Annotated in this window: 9 protein-coding genes; 3 read left to right on the top strand and 6 right to left on the bottom strand. The window is 67.8% G+C overall.

Annotated features, from left to right (window positions below; all coding sequences use genetic code 11):
• Nucleotides 1-26 precede the first annotated feature (26 nt).
• From mgtA to WT24_RS05550, 3 genes are all read right to left on the bottom strand, one after another.
• The gene (gene mgtA, locus WT24_RS05560; RefSeq protein ID WP_082742108.1) at nt 27-2,792 is read right to left on the bottom strand and encodes a magnesium-translocating P-type ATPase; all 2,766 of its coding nucleotides are present in this window, start codon (nt 2,790-2,792) and stop codon (nt 27-29) included.
• Between the two features lie 47 nt (nt 2,793-2,839).
• Entirely contained in the window at nt 2,840-3,007 is a 168-nt protein-coding gene (locus WT24_RS34825; protein ID WP_179949316.1) for a hypothetical protein, read from the bottom strand.
• Between the two features lie 532 nt (nt 3,008-3,539).
• On the bottom strand, nt 3,540-5,198 hold the full coding sequence (locus WT24_RS05550; protein WP_060031725.1) for a S8 family peptidase: 1,659 nt from the start codon (nt 5,196-5,198) through the stop codon (nt 3,540-3,542).
• Nucleotides 5,199-5,620: 422 nt separating this feature from the next.
• On the opposite strand from WT24_RS05550, the gene WT24_RS05545 reads away from it, so the two are divergent.
• Nucleotides 5,621-6,517 carry a glutamate/aspartate ABC transporter substrate-binding protein gene (locus WT24_RS05545; RefSeq protein ID WP_059500335.1) on the top strand — a complete coding sequence of 299 codons (897 nt, stop codon included), beginning with the start codon at nt 5,621-5,623 and terminating at the stop codon, nt 6,515-6,517.
• 75 nt (nt 6,518-6,592) lie between these two features.
• Here the strand turns inward: WT24_RS05545 and WT24_RS05540 are convergent, their stop codons facing one another.
• Nucleotides 6,593-7,141: a hypothetical protein gene (locus tag WT24_RS05540; protein ID WP_060031723.1), complete on the bottom strand. Its 549-nt coding sequence runs from the start codon at nt 7,139-7,141 to the stop codon at nt 6,593-6,595.
• 295 nt (nt 7,142-7,436) lie between these two features.
• On the opposite strand from WT24_RS05540, the gene WT24_RS05535 reads away from it, so the two are divergent.
• Nucleotides 7,437-8,684, top strand: a complete 1,248-nt coding sequence (locus tag WT24_RS05535) for a multidrug effflux MFS transporter (RefSeq protein WP_060032063.1) — start codon at nt 7,437-7,439, stop codon at nt 8,682-8,684.
• Between the two features lie 21 nt (nt 8,685-8,705).
• Entirely contained in the window at nt 8,706-9,227 is a 522-nt protein-coding gene (locus WT24_RS05530; protein ID WP_059500338.1) for a GNAT family N-acetyltransferase, read from the top strand.
• 29 nt (nt 9,228-9,256) lie between these two features.
• Here the strand turns inward: WT24_RS05530 and WT24_RS05525 are convergent, their stop codons facing one another.
• Entirely contained in the window at nt 9,257-9,946 is a 690-nt protein-coding gene (locus WT24_RS05525) for a hypothetical protein (protein ID WP_060031720.1), read from the bottom strand.
• 124 nt (nt 9,947-10,070) lie between these two features.
• Nucleotides 10,071-12,326, bottom strand: coding sequence for a penicillin-binding protein 1C (gene pbpC / locus WT24_RS05520; protein ID WP_060031717.1), 2,256 nt, complete (start codon nt 12,324-12,326; stop codon nt 10,071-10,073).
• Between the last annotated feature and the right edge of the window lie 10 nt (nt 12,327-12,336).

Here is a 12,336-nt window from a genome sequence, read left to right as displayed (position 1 = left end):
GCCGGCACGTCGACATCCGCGGGACGTCAGAACCATTGCTTGTAGCGGCGCACGTAGATCGTCTTGACGATCTGCGCGAGCACGATGTAGCCGACCATCGTCGCGCCGAGCCACAGCCAGTAGGTGCCCGGCAGGTGCATGAAGCCGAGCGCTTGCGCGAACGGCGAGAACGGCAGCCAGCAGCCGATCGCGATCGCGGTGAAGGTCGACAGCAGCATCGGCAGCGACGCCGTGCTCTGCAGGAACGGAATCTTCTGCGTGCGCAGCAGGTGCACGACGAGCGTCTGCGACACGAGGCTCTCGATGAACCAGCCCGAATTCATCACGATCTGACCGCTTGCGCCGCCGTTCAGGTGATACAGCGCGCCCGCACCGAACACGGTCCACATCAGGATGTATGTCGTGATGTCGAATACCGACGACGTAGGCCCGACCCACAGCATGAAGCGGCCGATGTTGCCGGCTTCCCACTTGCGCGGCTTCTTCAGGAACTCGGGGTCCATCTTGTCCCACGGCAGCAGCATTTGCGACGTGTCGTAGATCAGGTTCAGCACGAGCAACTGCGTCGCGAGCATCGGCTCCCACGGCAGAAACGCGCTGGCGACGAGCACCGAAAACACGTTGCCGAAGTTCGAGCTGGCGGTCATGTTCAGGTACTTCAGGATGTTGCCGAACGTCTCGCGGCCCTTGATCACGCCTTCCTCGAGCACCATCAGGCTCTTTTCGAGCAGGATGATGTCGGCGGTTTCCTTCGCGATGTCGGCGCCGCTGTCCACCGAGATGCCGACGTCGGCGTCGCGCAGCGCGGGCGCGTCGTTGATGCCGTCGCCGAGGAAGCCGACCGTGTGGCCGTTCGCCTGCAGCGCCTTGACGATGCGCGCCTTCTGCAGCGGCGTGAGCTTCGCGAACACGGTGGTGCGTTCGACGACCTGCGCGAGCGTGGCATCGTCGAGCGCTTCGATTTCCGTGCCGAGCATCGGCTTGCCGGGGTCGAGGCCGACCTGGCGGCACACCTTCATCGTGACGGTCGGGTTGTCGCCCGTCAGCACCTTCACCGCGACGCCGTTCTCGCGCAGCGCGGCGAGCGCCGGCGCGGCCGATTCCTTCGGCGGATCGAGGAAGGTCAGGAAGCCGCGCACGACGAGATCGCGTTCGTCGGCGGTGCGGTATTGCGCGCGTTCGTCGCCGCGCGGGATCGTGCGCGTGGCGAGCACGAGCACGCGGAAACCGTCCTCGTTGTACGCGGTGGCCTGTTCGAGCAGCCGCTTGCGGGCCACGAAGTCGAGCGGGCGCACGCCGTCTTCATCCTGCACGTGCGTGGAAACCGCCAGCATTTCCTCGACCGCGCCCTTGCAGATCAGCAGGTGCGCGCCGTGCGTGTCCTCGACGACGACCGACAGGCGGCGCCGCACGAAGTCGAACGGCAGTTCGTCGATCTTCTTGTAGCCCTGCGGCTTCACGCGTTCGCCGATTTCGTCGGCGCGCGCGACGACCGCGATGTCGATCAGATTTTTCTGGCCGCTCTGGTGGAAGCTGTTCAGCCAGCCGAGCCGCAGGATGTCCTCGTTCTTGTGGCCGGACAGATCGAGGTGATGTTCGAGGATGATCTTGTCCTGCGTGAGCGTGCCGGTCTTGTCGGTGCACAGCACGTCCATCGCGCCGAAGTTCTGCACCGAGTTCAGCCGCTTGACGACGACCTTGCGGCGCGCCATCGCGACCGCGCCGCGCGCGAGGTTCGCGCTGACGATCATCGGCAGCATCTCGGGCGTCAGGCCGACGGCCACCGCGAGGGCGAACGTGAGTGCGCTCAGCCAGTCGCCCTTGGTCAGGCCGTTGATCATGAAAACGATCGGCACCATCACGAACATGAACTTGATCAGCAGCCAGCTGACGCTCGCGACGCCGCGGTCGAAGCTCGTCTCGACGCGCTTGTGGCTCACGACGTTGCGCGCGAGCGAGCCGAAGTACGTGTCTTCGCCGGTCGCGACGACGACGGCCGTCGCCGTGCCGCTGACGACGTTGGTGCCCATGAAGCAGACGTTCTCGATGTCGAGCAGCGACGCCGGTGCGTCGTCGGCCGCGGCGGCCGCATGCGTGCTCGCGGATTTGCCGGCCACCGCGCCGAGCGTGTCGTACTTCTCGACGGGCAGCGCCTCGCCGGTCAGCACGGCCTGGCTGATGAACAGGTCGCGCGACGCGAGCAGGCGCACGTCGGCGGGGATCATGTCGCCGGCCGAAAGATGCACGATGTCGCCGACGACGACCTCGCGCATCGGCACCTCGCGGCGCGCCGGCTCCGACGTGTCGGTCACCGCGCGCTGCACGGTCGCCGTCGTGCGGACCATCGCCTTGAGCTTCTCGGCCGCGCGCAGCGAGCGGAACTCCTGCACGAAGCGCAGCAGCGCGCTGATCGTGACCATCGTCAGCAGGATCGTCATGCCGACGTAATCGCGATCGTCGGGTGCCGCGAAGTAGACGTCGGTGCAGAAGCTGATGGCGGCCAGCACCAGCAGCACGTAGACGAACGGGTTATGGAACGAAAGCAGCAACTGGCGGGTCCAGTGCGGCGGCTTGTCGTGCGCGATTTCGTTCGGGCCGTCATGCTGCAGGCGGTCGGCGGCCTGGTCGTAGGTGAGGCCGCGCGTGCTGGTGCGCAGCGACTTCAGCGTGGCTTCGAGCGGGCGGGCCGCTTCCTGCGCGGCGCGCATGATGCGCGGGTCGTGCTGCTGGCCGGCGCCGGCCTTGATGAAGCCGCGCTGTTTCTTGTGCGAGGTGTCGTATCGTGTCGTCATGAATCGCTCCTTGCGCACGAGGCGGCGGGCGGGGAGCGACCGTGACGTTATCGACGCACGAGCGCTCCCCGCCGCGTCGCGTCAGGCGCGATCGGCTGTGGATCGGTAAGATCGGTAAAAACGGGAACGCTCGCCGGCGCGCGTGATGCGGACGGCGTGTCGATGCGCAGCGTCGCACCGGCGAGCGATAATCGACTACTGTCGTCTGAGTTCATCTGCACTCCTGTCGGTTGCGGATAGTCGGCACGGGCGATCGGCAGCGGCGCGCGCAACGAGGCGCGCGGCCGGACGGCACGCGAACGGAGAGCGCACGCGGCCGGTGCCGCGCGCAACACGAACGCACGCGCGCGACGGCGCGTCGCGTGCATTCGACAACATCGAAAATTCGGCGGGGGATCTGGCCGGTAATCAGGCCGGAAGGGCGCCGCATCCTGCTTCCCGGGATGCGGCAGAAGACGAGGCTCTGCGCGTTTTCCTCAGGCAGCAGTCAAGTTGGTCGGACACCAACTACAACTCGCATCGGTGTTCACAGAACACTCCATGTAATTAGACGGGAGCGATGGTAATGGCTCGCTGTGCGAAGCGTCAACCCTTTTGTCGGCCTTTTGTCGGCCCTTTTTTCAGGCGTTTTTTCGGGATAATCGATCGTGCCGATGCACGTTCGCGGGCACATGCGACAGCCTGTCACGAAACAGCCGCGCGCGTGCCATGTCGGCATGCGCGCGGCTGCGTCGAACGGGGTGCGGGTTACCGGTTCGCGGCCGCGACCGCGGTCCCTGCATCGAGGATGCCGGAGCCTGCCGGCATTGCCGTGCACGACGTACCGGCCGCCAGCTTCGCCGCGCGCGTGCCGCCTTGCAGCTTCTGCAGGATCTGCGCGGGCGTGAGATTGCCGTTCACCGACAGCATCAGCGCGGCGACCCCCGTCACCTGCGGTGTCGCGAGGCTGGTGCCGTTCGCGAGGCCATAGGTGTCGGTGCCCGGCGTCGTCGTGCCGGTGTTCGACGTCGACAGGATGTTGACGCCCGGTGCGCTCAGCGCGACATCGGCGCCGAAGTTGCTGAACGATGCGCGGCGGCCCGTCGCGTCGGTCGCGCCGACGGTGATCACGCCGCGGCAGTTCGCGGGCTGATCGAGCCCGTTCGACAGGCCGTCGTTGCCGGCCGCGACGACCACGGTCACGCCCTTCGCGGTCACGTCGTCGATCGCCTGCTGGAACGTCGTGCTGCATGCGCCGACTCCGCCGAGGCTCAGGTTGATGATCTTCGCGGGATTCGGATTGTTCGGCACGCCGTTGACGGGAATGCCGGCTGCCCAGCGCATGCCGTCGGCGATGTCGCTCGTCACGCCGCCGCACTTGCCGAGCACGCGCACCGGCAGGATTCGGCTGAGCCACGATACGCCGGCGATACCGGTGCCGTTGTTGGCCGCCGCACCGATCACGCCCATCACGCGCGTGCCGTGCCAACTGCTGTTGCTCGGCTGGCTCGCGCAGTGATAGTAAGGGCCGTTGGCGTCGTCCAGTTCCTGCTGCGTGACCCAGTCGCCCGGATCGGTTGCGTCCGGGCCGCGCGTCAAGCCGTTGTTGCTGGTGTTGACGTTGCTGATGAAGCTGTAGCCTTGCTGTATCAGGTTGCCGACGAGGTCGCCGTGCGGCCGGTAGCCGGTGTCGAGCACGGCCGTGACGACGGTCGGCGAACCCTTGGTCACGTTCCATGCGGGCGGCAGGTCGACGCCGGCGGTCGGGTCGGACAGGTACCACTGCTGGTTGTAGAGCGGATCGCTCGGCGTGTCGCGGATCTGCATCGGGTGATCCGGTTCCGCGTAGTCGACATCGCTGTCGGCCGCGAACGCCTGTGCGAGCGCGGCGGCATCGGCGGCGGCCATGCGCTGGCCGAGCGACAGCACGGCCGCGCCGTTCGAGATCGTTCGCTCGACCTGCACGTTCACCGGCGTTTGCGGGACCGTGCTCGCGTACGCGCGTGCGCTGCCGGTCACCGGTGCCGTCCAGCGCGTCATCGCACGCTGGATCACCGCGTCGAGTCGCGAGCCGTTGTCGACGGCCGCCATCGCACGCGTGGCCGTCAGCGTTTTCAGCTTGACGATCAGGTGATCGACCGGCGGCTCGACCGGTGCGGCCTGTGCGGCCATCTGCACGGCGGCCTGCTGCGACGTGCACGCATTGCTGCCGGACGACGCGGGCGGGGTGGTCGGGGCGGGCGCGGGAGCGGGCGTCGGTGCGGGGGCCGGTGCGGGCGCCGCGTTGGACGAAGACGGATTGCTGCCGTCGCCGCCGCCACCGCCGCAGCCGGCGAGGGGCAGCAGGGCGGCGGCGGACAGCATGCCGGCGAGCATGCGCGCATGTGCGGGGCGCGCCAGCGCGAAATGGAAACGTTTGGCTCTCATGTTGAAACTCGATCCTCTTAGATAACCGTCGTGCCGGCGGTGGCGCCGGTCCGGGCGAGCCGGACCTTGTCGTTTTTGTCTGACGGCTGCAGCGGGTTGCTGCGACGCGCCATGCACTGGGTAACGGCGTGCGCGGCGGCTTCTTGAGTGCGTTTCGCGAGAAAAACGCCGGGTGCCGCAAACGATTACGTTGTTGCGTCGCAGCACGAACGCGCGTTTGGAACGGCCGGCACGGACGGTGCGGCCAAGCCCGCGCGCGGGTCGATCGGGCGAGATGAGCGGCGCGGGGCGGTTTGCGCGGCACGGAAAACATCGTTCAGGATCGGGCCGCGGCGGAAGGTTGTTTACGCTTCCCCTGATGTGACGCGAATATTGTCGGGCGTAGGATCGTGATTCGATCAACGTTTCGTCAGGAGACACGCATGGATCGCCGTTTCCGTTGGCTCGCCGTCGCGCTGGCCTGTGCGCTGGCCGGCACCGCGCACGCGCAGGCCCTTACCGGTACGCTGAAGAAAATCAAGGACACGGGTGTCGTGTCGCTGGGCATTCGCGAATCGTCGGTGCCGTTTTCGTATTCGGACAACCAGCAGAAGAACATCGGCTACTCGCGCGACATCGCGTCGCGCATCATCGATCAGTTGAAGACGGACCTGAACCTGCCGAACCTCGCGGTGAAGGAAATCCCGATCACGTCGCAAAACCGGATTCCGCTGCTGCAGAACGGGACGATCGACTTCGAATGCGGCTCGACGACGAACACGCTCGAACGCCAAAAGCAGGCCGCGTTCTCGAACAGCATCTTTTTGTACGGCATCCGTTTCAGCACGCGCAAGGATTCGGGCGTGAAGGATTTTGCGGACCTGGCCGGCAAGACGGTCGCGACGACGGCCGGCACGTCGGACGAGCGCCTGTTGCGCAAGCTCAACGAAGAGAAGGCGATGAACATGACGATCATCAGCGCGAAGGATCACGCCGAAGCGTTCATGAACGTCACGACCGGGCGCGCGGTCGCGTTCGTGATGGACGAGCCGCTGCTGTACGGCGAGATCGCGAAGGACCGCAACCCGGGTGCGTACACGGTCACCGGTACGCCGCTCGTTCACGAAAACTACGCGTGCATGATGCGCAGGGACGATCCGGCGTTCAAGCGCGTCGTCGACGGCGTGATCGCGAAGATGCAGACCTCGGGCGCGGCCGAGAAGCTGTACGACCAGTGGTTCATGCAACCGATTCCGCCGAAGGGCGTGAGCCTCAACTATCCGCTGTCGGCGGAGATGAAGCAGCTGTTCAGGAATCCGACGGACCAGGCGCAGTACTGATTCGGCCGGCGCAATGAAAAACCGCCGACGTATGCCGGCGGTTCGAGCGTGCCGCGCCGGGTGGCGCGAAGCGTGTCAGGCCTTGATTTCCGGGCCGCGTGCAGCGGGTGCGACAGGTGCGGCCGGCGTTGCCGGGGCCGCCGAACGCGCCGGCGGCTGTGCCGGCACGAGGACGACGACCGGTTCCGGCATCGCCCAGAGCGGCATCGCGAAGCCGACCGTTTGCGGCATCGGCATCGGCATCGCGAACGCGTTGGCGAGCGCGATGTGCTGGAGCGCCATCATCTGCTGCTGCATCGCGACCATCTGCGCCTGGGCCGCCTGCATCCGGTACTGCGCGGCCTGCATCTGCCGCAGCGTGGCTGCCGGCGGCATGCCGCCCGACGACGACGTCTGCATCTCGAAGCTCGCGCCGCCTTGCGGGCTGTGCCAGCTCCACGTGCTGACCTTCATCGGGCCGACGGCCGTCTGGACGACGCGCGTTTCGGCTTTCACGGGCACGGCCTGCCCGTCGACATTGACGAACATCGGTTGGGCGGCCGCCGCCGCGCCGGTCTGCCCGGCCAGCGCGAACACGGGCGCAAGCGCCAGCGCGCCCGCCGCCATATACGAACGGAATCGCATCTTCGTATCTCCATCAAACGAGACTGATCGAATCAACAATGACGTGCGGCTCACGGAGTGAGCCATCCGAGACAATGCGACAGGCGGCTTAAATCAACATTAAAATCGCGGCCGGCCGGGCCGATCGGCGCATTTCGGGACGTGCCGCGATCGGTATTCAACCGCGCCCGCGCCAGGGGCATCCTGTCGTGCGGTGCAACAACGGGCACAATACGGAATTCGCCGCGACCGCACGCATGTTCGCCAATCGAACATGGCGATGCGCTACGGCTGCCTGTCCTCCTTCCCAGTCGTCATGAACGCCACGCTCACTCCCGCGCGCGAGTCGAATTCGCCGCGCTTCCTGCTGTTCCTGATCTGCCTGTTCGCTTCCGCCGGCCAACTCGCGATCGACATCTACGTGCCCGCGCTGCCCGACATGGCCCGTTCGTTCGCGACCACGCCGCAGGCGATCCAGTCCAGCGTGTCCGGCTACATGGCGGCCTACGCGCTCGGGCAGCTGATCTTCGGGCCGATCGCCGACGCCTACGGCCGCAAGCGCGTGCTCGCGTTCGGGCTCGTGATCTACACGATCGGCTGCCTGCTGTCGCTCGGCGCGCCGAACCTCGAGACGTTCGTGCTGGCGCGCTGCCTGCAGGGCTTCGGGATCGCGACCACCAACCTGCTGGCGAAGGCGATCATCACCGATTCGTTCTCCGGCCAGGCGTTGATGCACGCGTTCACGTACATGTCGATCGCGTGGGGGCTCGCGCCGATCGTCGCGCCGGTGATCGGCGCGCACCTGCAGGAATGGTTCGGCTGGCGCGCGTGCCTCGTGTTTCTGCTGGTCTACTCGCTGGCGATGTGGGCGCTGCTGTGGCGTTACCGCGAAACCTTGCCGAAGCCGGTGCATCTCGAGCCGCGCACGTTGATGGCGAACACGGGCAAGGTGCTGGCGAGCCCGGTGTTCCAGAGCTGTTTCCTCGCACAGGGGCTGTGCTACAGCATCCTGCTGGTGTTCAACATCGTCGGGCCGTTCATGGTGCAGACCACGCTGCACAAGCCGCCGACCTTCTTCGGTTATCTCGCGCTCGGCATCGGCCTCATGTATTTCCTTGGCGGCTTGTCGAACCGGATTCACGGGCGCGGGCTGCCGAGCGCCGAGCAACGGCTGCGTATCGGTGCGCGCGTGATGGCGGGTGCGTCGGTCGTGATGCTCGTGCTGGCGCTGACCGTCGGCCTGCGCGTGTGGACGCTCGCGACGCCGGTGCTCGTGATGGGCTTCTGCGCGGGCGCGATGTATCCGACGCTGATGGCCAAGGGCAATTCGTTGTTCCCGCATATCGCCGGTCTGACGAGCGCGATTCTCGGCTGTGCGCTGCTGCTCGTGTCGTCCGCGATGATGGGCCTGGCCGGTTTCGTGTCGATTCACGTGCTGACGCCGCTGGCCGTGTTCTTCGTCGCGCTGTCGTTCGTCGTGGTGTGGATGGTGACGAAGCTGCTGCGGTATCTGTCGCAGCAGCAGGCGGCGCCGGTGGTGTGCGGGAGTGAGGAGGCGGCGTAAGCGCCGGCTGCTGATCGACTCATGAACCGGATCCTGCTGAATCGCGTCGCCCGATCCGACGCCGCCGATCTGATCGCCGCCAACCGCGCGAGCCGGAGTCATCATCTGCCGTGGGTCGATTCGTTCGTCGACCAGGCCGGGTTCGATCAATGGTTCGCCCGCTGCCTGACGGGGCCGAACGTCGGATTCGTCGCGCGCGAGCGGGCGTCAGGCGCGGTGGTCGGCGTGGTGTGCCTCAACGAGATCGTCGGCGGCGTGTTTCAGAGCGCTTATCTTGCGTACTACGGCATGGCGGAGGCCAGCCGCAAGGGGCTGATGACGGAAGCGTTGCGCGCGGCGATCGGCGTCGCGTTCGGCGAACTCGGGCTGCACCGTCTCGAAGCGAACATCCAGCCCGGCAACCATGCATCGATCGCGCTGGTTCGACGGCTCGGGTTCAGGCAAGAGGGGTTTTCGCCGCGCTATCTGCGCATCGGCGGCGAATGGCGCGACCACGAGCGCTGGGCGCTACTGGCGGACGACGCGCGCGAAGGCGGCGCCTGACGATCGATTTCCGTCCCGTCGCGCGTCGCTTACAGCGGATGCGCGGCCCCGGCCTGCTGCAACAGCGACACGGCCACCGGATCCGGCAGTCCGTTCGGATCGATTGCCCCAGCCTTGGCCAGCGCGACGAGATCGCTGTCGACGCCCGGTTGCCCGACCACGAACGAAGTGGTCAGGAACGCCGGCGCGGCGAGCGTAACCGCATAGCGCTGCTGCAGGTTCGTCACCACGGCCGATTGCGCGGCCTGCACGATGTCCGGGCTGTTCATCGCCCGCTGGTAGCGCAGGGTGCCCTGGAAATTGCCGATCAGCCCGGCCGTGTTCGTCCCGAGTTGCGCCGCGAGATAAACGAGCATCAGCTCGGTCTCGGGCGTCGTATTGAAGGTGCCGCCCGCGTAGGCGAGCGAATGCAGGCTCGCGCCGCCCGACGCTACGGCGATGACGCATGGCAGCGCCGCGTTGAGCGTCACACGGTAGTTGCCGCCGCCGTCCGTCAGCGTCGTGGCCGAGCCCGCCGCGCAATTGACCGTTACTTGCGCGCTCGCGAGCGGGTCGCCCGTAGCGGCCGTGCCCGACAACGAGACGGTTTGCGTGTTGTCGTCGAAGCACGCATCGACGCCGAAGCAGGCATCGCCGTTGCACGCCTGGAGCGCGGCGAGCGTTGCAACGCACAATGCGCCCAGCGCGGGGCGAGTGAAGCGCATAAGGCGAATGTTCATGGTCGCGGGCAATCCGAGAGAATGAGGCAACCGGTGCGCGTGGGGAATGCGGCGCTGTTGTCATTCTATGTCCTGAACCGGGGCGAAAGCGAACACGGCCGGCCGGTCACGCCGGCGCGCCGGCTCAGGGCTTGCGCGCGGCCGGCTTCGCGAACGCGCCGCGCACCTCGAAGCCGATCGCATCCGCGACGTTTCCGCGCGCGTCGACGAGTTCCAGCCGGTGCCGGCCCGGCCACGGTAGCCACGCGACGCGGTCGGCATGCCCGATCACCTTGTCGTCGAGCCGCCACGCGAATTTCGTCGCGCGCCCGGCCGAGCGTTCGAACCAGATCCGCTGGTTCTTCGGCGGAATGTCCGGGTCGATCGCGAAGATCGTGCCGTCGGTCGGCGCGCCGATCGTCAGCGGCGCACGCGCGCCGTCCTTGCCCGGCGCGACGGGCGCCGCGAGCCGGATCGTGTCGACCGCCGTGCCCGCGACGAACCACTCGTTGCGAGCCGGCTCGATGCCGCGCTCGAACGCGATGCGGCGCGTCTCGACACCGGCCGGCGCGCGCGGCGCACGGCTCGGCAGGTCGCGGTGCAGATAGCCGACCACGGCCGACCACACGGGCGCCGCGCCCGTGACGCCCGACACGTCCCACATCGGCGAGCCGTCCGCATTGCCGACCCACACGCCGACCGTATAGCGCGACGTGAAACCGACGGTCCAGTTGTCGCGCATGTCCTTGCTCGTGCCGGTCTTGACCGCCGAGAAGAAGCGCGTCGCGAGCGGGTTGTCGAAGCCGAAGGTGCGCACGCGCGCGTTGTTGTCGGACAGGATGTCGGTGACGACGAAGCTGGCGGCTTCGCTGAACACGCGCGTGCCGGCGTCCGTCCGCGCGGGCGCCGATGCACCGGAGGCCGACGTCGGCGCCGTGGCCGGCAGGTCGACGACCTTGCGCGCGACGCCGCCGTTCGCGAGCGCGCGGTAGGCATTGGTCAGCGACAGCAGCGTGACGTCCGCGCTGCCGAGCGCGAGGCTGAAGCCGTAGTAATCGCCTTCCTGCGCGAGCGGCAGGCCGAGCGCGGTCAGCGTGCGCGCAAAGCGATGCGGCGTGACGAGCACCAGCGTGCGCACGGCGGGTACGTTCAACGAGCCGCCGAGTGCGCTGCGCACGCTTACCCAGCCCTTGAAATCCTTGTCGTAGTTCTGCGGAATGTACAGGCCGCCGCCGGCGGCGAGGTTGATCGGCGCATCGTCGAGCAGCGACGCGGCTGTCAGCCGTTTTTCGTCGAGCGCCTGCGCATAGAGGAACGGCTTGAGCGTCGAGCCGGCCTGGCGCGGCGCGAGCACGGCGTCGACGTCGCGCGCGCTCGACAGCGCCCCCGACGAGCCGACCCACGCGCGGATCTCGCCGGTCGCGTTGTCGATCACGACCACCGCGCCGTCCTGCACGTTGCGCCGGTGCGCGGGCGCATTGAGTTCGGTCAGCGCGCGCATCAGCGTGTCGCGCGCGAAGCGCTGCAGCGGCGCGTCGAGCGTCGTGCGGACCTGGGCGCCGGCCGCCGGCTTGACTTCGGCGGCGATGCGCCGCGCGAAGTGCGGGGCGAGCGCGGTGCCGTCCGCCGCGATGTCGTTACGCACGGCGTTGGCCGGGCGCGCCGTGACGAGCTGCACGTAACCGTCGAGCGATGCGCACGCCTGCCCGGCATGCATGTCGCGCAGGATCCGGCACGCGCGCTCGGCGATCTTCGCGGGCGCCGCGTTGGGCGCACGCACGAGTGCGGCCGCGATCGCGGCCTCGCGCGCGTCGAGGCCCGATGGTGCCTTGCCGAACAGCACCTGCGACAGCGCGCCGAGCCCGATCGTCTCGCCGCGGAACGGCACGAGGTTCAGGTAGGCCTCGAGGATCTGGTCCTTGCGCCAGCTGCGTTCGAGCCACAGCGCGTTCACGGCCTGCGTGGCTTTCTGCGGCAGCGAGCGCTGGCCCGAGCGGCGCGGCGAATCGCCGAGCAAGCCCGCGAGCTGCATCGTGACGGTCGACGCGCCGCGCGTGCGCTCGTTCCACAGGTTGCCCCACGCGGCCCCGGCAATGCCGCGCCAGTCGACGCCGCTGTGTTCGTAGAAGCGCTTGTCCTCGGACACGACGATCGCCTCGCGGAACGCGGGCGACACGTCGGCGAGCGACACCCATTCGCCGCGCCGTTCGGCGAGGTCGACGCGCGTGCGCTGCAGCGGCGTGCCGTCGCGGGCGAGCAGCACCCAGTCGGAACTGCGCCAGTTGCGGCGCACGTCGTCGTAGCCGGGCAGCGCATGCGCGACGAGCGGCGCGGCCAGCACGACGGCGAAGAATACGCGGCCGGCGAAACGCGCCGGCCGCGGCAAAGCCGGATCCATCATCGCGGTCTCG

It is taken from the genome of Burkholderia sp. MSMB1078WGS (assembly GCF_001528895.1).
GTDB lineage: Bacteria > Pseudomonadota > Gammaproteobacteria > Burkholderiales > Burkholderiaceae > Burkholderia.
The sequence above is the reverse complement of the archived record's forward strand: the minus strand, read 5'-3'. Positions and strand labels throughout refer to the sequence as shown.